The sequence below is a fragment of the Zongyangia sp. genome (genome assembly GCF_965361945.1).
Window position 1 is genome coordinate 1 of record NZ_CBDTOK010000075.1, and the last position, 4,678, is coordinate 4,678.

The 4,678-nt window shown below is 53.8% G+C and carries 4 protein-coding genes; all 4 read left to right on the top strand.

Going from position 1 to position 4,678, the window contains the following annotated elements; all coding sequences use genetic code 11:
* Positions 1–48: 48 nt before the first annotated feature.
* Positions 49–1,872, top strand: coding sequence for a glutamine--fructose-6-phosphate transaminase (isomerizing) (glmS, locus tag ACZ25G_RS04960; RefSeq protein ID WP_191482185.1), 1,824 nt, complete (start codon positions 49–51; stop codon positions 1,870–1,872).
* A gap of 132 nt (positions 1,873–2,004) precedes the next feature.
* The gene (locus ACZ25G_RS04965) at positions 2,005–3,960 is read left to right on the top strand and encodes an OPT family oligopeptide transporter (RefSeq protein WP_463681738.1); all 1,956 of its coding nucleotides are present in this window, start codon (positions 2,005–2,007) and stop codon (positions 3,958–3,960) included.
* Between the two features lie 49 nt (positions 3,961–4,009).
* Positions 4,010–4,363, top strand: a complete 354-nt coding sequence (locus ACZ25G_RS04970) for a PqqD family protein (RefSeq protein ID WP_463681739.1) — start codon at positions 4,010–4,012, stop codon at positions 4,361–4,363.
* Between the two features lie 3 nt (positions 4,364–4,366).
* A partial coding sequence (locus ACZ25G_RS04975) for a hypothetical protein (RefSeq protein ID WP_463681740.1) occupies positions 4,367–4,678 on the top strand: 312 nt, incomplete at its 3' end.

Consider the following 4,678-nt stretch of genomic DNA (forward strand, 5'->3'; position numbering starts at 1 on the left):
TAGTCTGTCCATTTGATATGCCTTAACGCCGCGGCGATGGAGGTTTTTATGTGCGGAATCGTTGGTTATATTGGCGATCAAAACGCATCAGATATTTTAGTTGACGGACTGAAAAAATTGGAATACCGGGGATATGACTCAGCCGGTGTGGCCGTCTTTACCCAGGATGGGATCGAAGTTGTAAAATCCAAGGGCCGTCTGGCCGATCTGGAACAGAAGATGGCTTCTGTAGGAAAGCCAGAAGGCATCTGCGGCATCGGCCATACCCGCTGGGCGACCCATGGGGAGCCTTCTGATGTCAACTCCCATCCCCATTCCAGCAAAAATGTATCCTTGGTCCATAACGGCATCATCGAAAACTACCTTCCCCTGCGCCAGATGCTGATATCCGAAGGCTATTCCTTCCAGTCTGAGACCGATACAGAGGTGGTCGTCAATCTGATTGACTCCTTCTATCATGGTGATCCCCTGGAGGCCATTCGGGAAGCAGTGCTGCGGCTGGAGGGTTCCTATGCTCTGGGCATCATTTTCAAGGACTTCAGCGACCGGATCTATGCCGTACGCAAGGACAGTCCCCTCATCATCGGCCTGGGCCGGGAGGAAAACTTTATCGCGTCAGATATCCCCGCCATCCTGGGTCATACCCGGGATTACTACCTGTTGGAGGAAGGGGAAATCGCCGTCCTGACCAGGGATCAGGTGGAGATTACCGATATTTACGGCAACAAGGTGGAAAAACAGGTACAGACCGCCACCTGGGATCTGGAGGCCGCGCAGAAAGGCGGCTATCCCCACTTTATGCTCAAGGAAATCCATGAGCAACCCACCGCTTTTCACAACACAGTTTCCCCTCGTATTGTAGATGGGCTCCCTAATTTCGATTGCGACAACATCAGTGACGAGGATCTTAAGCGTTTTGAGCGGATTGTGGTGGTAGCCTGTGGCACTGCCATGTATTCCGGCTATGTGGGACAATATCTCATCGAACGTCTGGCAAGGCTCCCAGTCACTGTAGAAATCGCTTCGGAATTCCGGTATAAAAATCCCATTCTCAACAAAGATACCGATCTGATGGTCATTGTCTCCCAATCCGGAGAAACCGCCGACACCCTGGCTGCCCTCCGTCTTGCAAAGAAACAAGGCGTCTTTGTCCTTGGCATTGTCAATGTGGTCGGCTCCTCTATCGCCCGGGAGGCGGACGCCGTCATCTATACCTGGGCTGGGCCCGAAATCGCGGTGGCCAGCACCAAGGCCTATACGGTGCAGATTTCCGTCATGTACCTGTTGGCTATCAAGTTTGCTATGCTCCGGGGCCATGCCGACGAGGCCTTTGCCAGAGAGTACACCAAAAATCTATTGTCAGTAGAAAGCCATATGGCCGATATCCTGAAAGACGGGCAGCGCTTCCAATACTTTGCGTCTAAGTTCCAGAATGCCCATGATCTTTTCTACCTGGGCCGGGGACTGGACTACGCTCTTTCCATGGAGGGCTCCCTCAAGCTCAAGGAAATCACCTATATCCACAGTGAGGCTTACGCGGCCGGTGAACTCAAACATGGCCCCATCTCCCTGATTGTGGAGGGCACCCCCGTCATCGCCTTGGCTACCCAGAAAAGCCTGTTTGACAAGATGGCCAGCAATATCAAAGAGGTGAAATCCAGAGGCGGATGCGTGATTCTCATCTGCGGCGACAGCTGCGAGAACACCTCACAAATTGCCGATTACGTAATCAAGCTGCCCACGGTGGAGGAAATCTTTATGCCCCTTTTGGCGGTTGCTCCCCTGCAGCTTTTGGCCTATTACACCTCCATCCTCCGGGGATGCGATGTGGATAAACCGAGAAATCTTGCCAAATCCGTTACCGTGGAATAAATATCTAAACCAAAGCCCCTGGGCATCTGCCCAGGGGCTTTTCTCATGGTTTTTTCCGGTGAAAATGGTATATTTCCCCGTGCCGCGGTCAAAATGATAAGGAAGTAATTTCCACATAAAGGAGCCATATTTATGGATCAATCCTCCAACCATTTCAAACCCTTCATCCCCGCGGACAAAATTGTGCCGGAGTTCACCGCGACCTCTGTGATTCTGGGGATTCTTCTGGCTGTCGTGTTTGGGGCTGCCAATGCCTATCTGGGACTGCGGGTAGGGTTGACCGTTTCCGCCTCTGTTCCGGCGGCGGTGATCTCGATGGGTGTCATCCGGGTCATTTTGCGCAAGGACTCGGTCCTGGAAAATAACATTGTTCAGACCATCGGATCCTCCGGTGAATCTCTGGCTGCCGGTGCCATCTTCACCCTGCCCGCTCTATTTATGTGGATGCAGGAGTGGGGAGAGGGCTCTCCCTCCCTGCTTACCATTACCGTCATCGCCCTGTGTGGCGGTGTTCTGGGCGTTGTATTTATGATCCCCCTCAGGAAAGCTATCATCGTCAAAGAACACGGCGTTCTTCCCTTCCCCGAGGGACAGGCCTGCGCGGAGGTACTGCTGGCCGGAGAAGAAGGAGGGAGCAAAGCCTCCACCGTCTTTGCTGGGCTAGGTGTTGCCGCAGGATATAAATTTCTGTCAGAGGGCCTGGGACTCTTTCCCAGCCAGGTTCACTATGAAATCCCCGCCTACCGCGGCGCCGGCGTCGGTATCGACGCCCTGCCCGCCCTGCTGGGGGTCGGCTACATCTGCGGTCCGAAGATTTCTTCCTACATGTTTGCCGGCGGCGTCATTTCCTGGTTGGTTCTCATGCCCCTCATCAGCCTTTTTGGCGGGGATATGACCATGTTTCCTTCCACCATCCCCATCAGTGCAATGTCCTCCAACCAGCTGTGGGCAAATTATGTCCGCTATATCGGTGCGGGCGCTGTAGCCATGGGCGGCATCATCAGCCTGATCAAATCCCTGCCCACCATCGTGGATACCTTTCGCCATGCCATCCAGGGCCTGAAGGGGAGCCGGGCAGGGGCCAAAAGCAGCTTACGAACCGACCAGGATCTTCCTATGCAGGTCATTATATTCGCCATCATCGCTGTGGCGCTTATCATCTGGCTGCTGCCCGCCATCCCCGTCAATATTGTTGGCGCATTGATCGTGGTCATTTTCGGTTTTTTCTTTGCTACCGTATCATCCCGGCTGGTGGGGTTAGTAGGCAGCAGCAATAACCCTGTATCCGGTATGACCATCGCTACCCTGCTTATCGCCACCTTAATTCTCAAATCTACCGGCATGGCAGGGCGGGAAGGCATGACCGGCGCTATTACCATTGGCGCCGTTATCTGTATTGTGGCCGCCATCGCCGGTGACGCCTCCCAGGATCTGAAAACCGGTTATATTCTCGGCGCTACGCCCCGGAAACAACAGTACGCGGAGTTTATCGGTGTTCTCGCCTCTGCCGTTGCCATCGGCGGTGTCCTCTCCCTGCTCCACATGGCTTGGGGATACGGCTCCGCCGAATTGCCCGCCCCGCAGGCCATGCTGGCCAAGATGGTGGTGGAGGGGGTCATGAATGCCAACCTTCCCTGGGTACTGGTCATCGCAGGGGCCGGCATCGCCCTTGTCGCACAGATTCTCGGTATCCCGGTGCTGCCCTTTGCTGTAGGCCTTTATCTGCCCATCCATCTCAATGCCGGCATCATGGCCGGAGGGGTAGTTCGATGGTTCTTTGAACGGAAAAAGGCCCGCACCGAGGCGGAGGAACAGGCAAAAAAGGACACCATAAGCCGCGGCATCCTCTTTACCTCCGGTATGATTGCAGGGGAGGGAATCATCGGTATCCTTCTGGCTGTGTTCGCTATCATCCCCATGGGGGAGGCTGTGGGTTCCCTCGGCGACTTCATCAAGCTGGATAGAGTTTTCCCCGGCTTTACCCTGGGCAACATCGGCGGGCTTCTCTTCTTTGCCCTGCTGATCCTGATGATGCTTAAATTCACCCTATGGCATCGTCCTAAAAAAACAGCCGGCCGCCATTTGTAACGCTGTTTTACAGCGGTGAACTTTCATTTGGAAAAAGGATGTGACAGATATGGCTTTGAAGAAAGCAAAGAAAAATTTCCTAGATTTCATCCCGGAGAAAAACCCCGATTTTCCCAGTTATCTTGATGAGGAGGACAAAACGGTGACTGTCATGGTGGAGCATCGGGGCTTTTACGCCATGCTGGCCCAGAAACTCGCCAAAACACCCCGCATCAGCAAAATCTCCCTGGATCAATACGGCAGCTTTATCTGGAATTGTATCGACGGGCACAGGACCATCGCCGAAATCACACAGCTTTTGGAGGATGAGTTTGGCGACCAGGTCCAGCCGGCCTTAAGCCGTGTGGCCAGGTACTTTCAAATATTAAAAGAAAACCTCTTTGTTTCGCTGAAGGAGGCGTAGGTAATGGAAATCGGGCGGATTTCCTTTTATATCCTTCTCTTTGCCGGTGTCACCGCTGTCCTTTATACCTGGGGACTCATAAAAAGCCAGCGACAGGAAGGAGAGCTCATCAATAGCCTCTGGCACAAGGGGCAGCGGGTTGCCATGAAGGCCATCGCCCGCGGGGGAAAACAAACCCGTTTCCAGTTGGAAAGGCGGCTGCAGGGGCTTTCTGTCTCCTTGTTTTACAGCAAAAACCGGCTTTCGGTGCAGGATGCCGGAACCTTTGCCCAGATCCTGCTGCAAAATATGGTGGAGAGGGGGCTTCTTTTGATC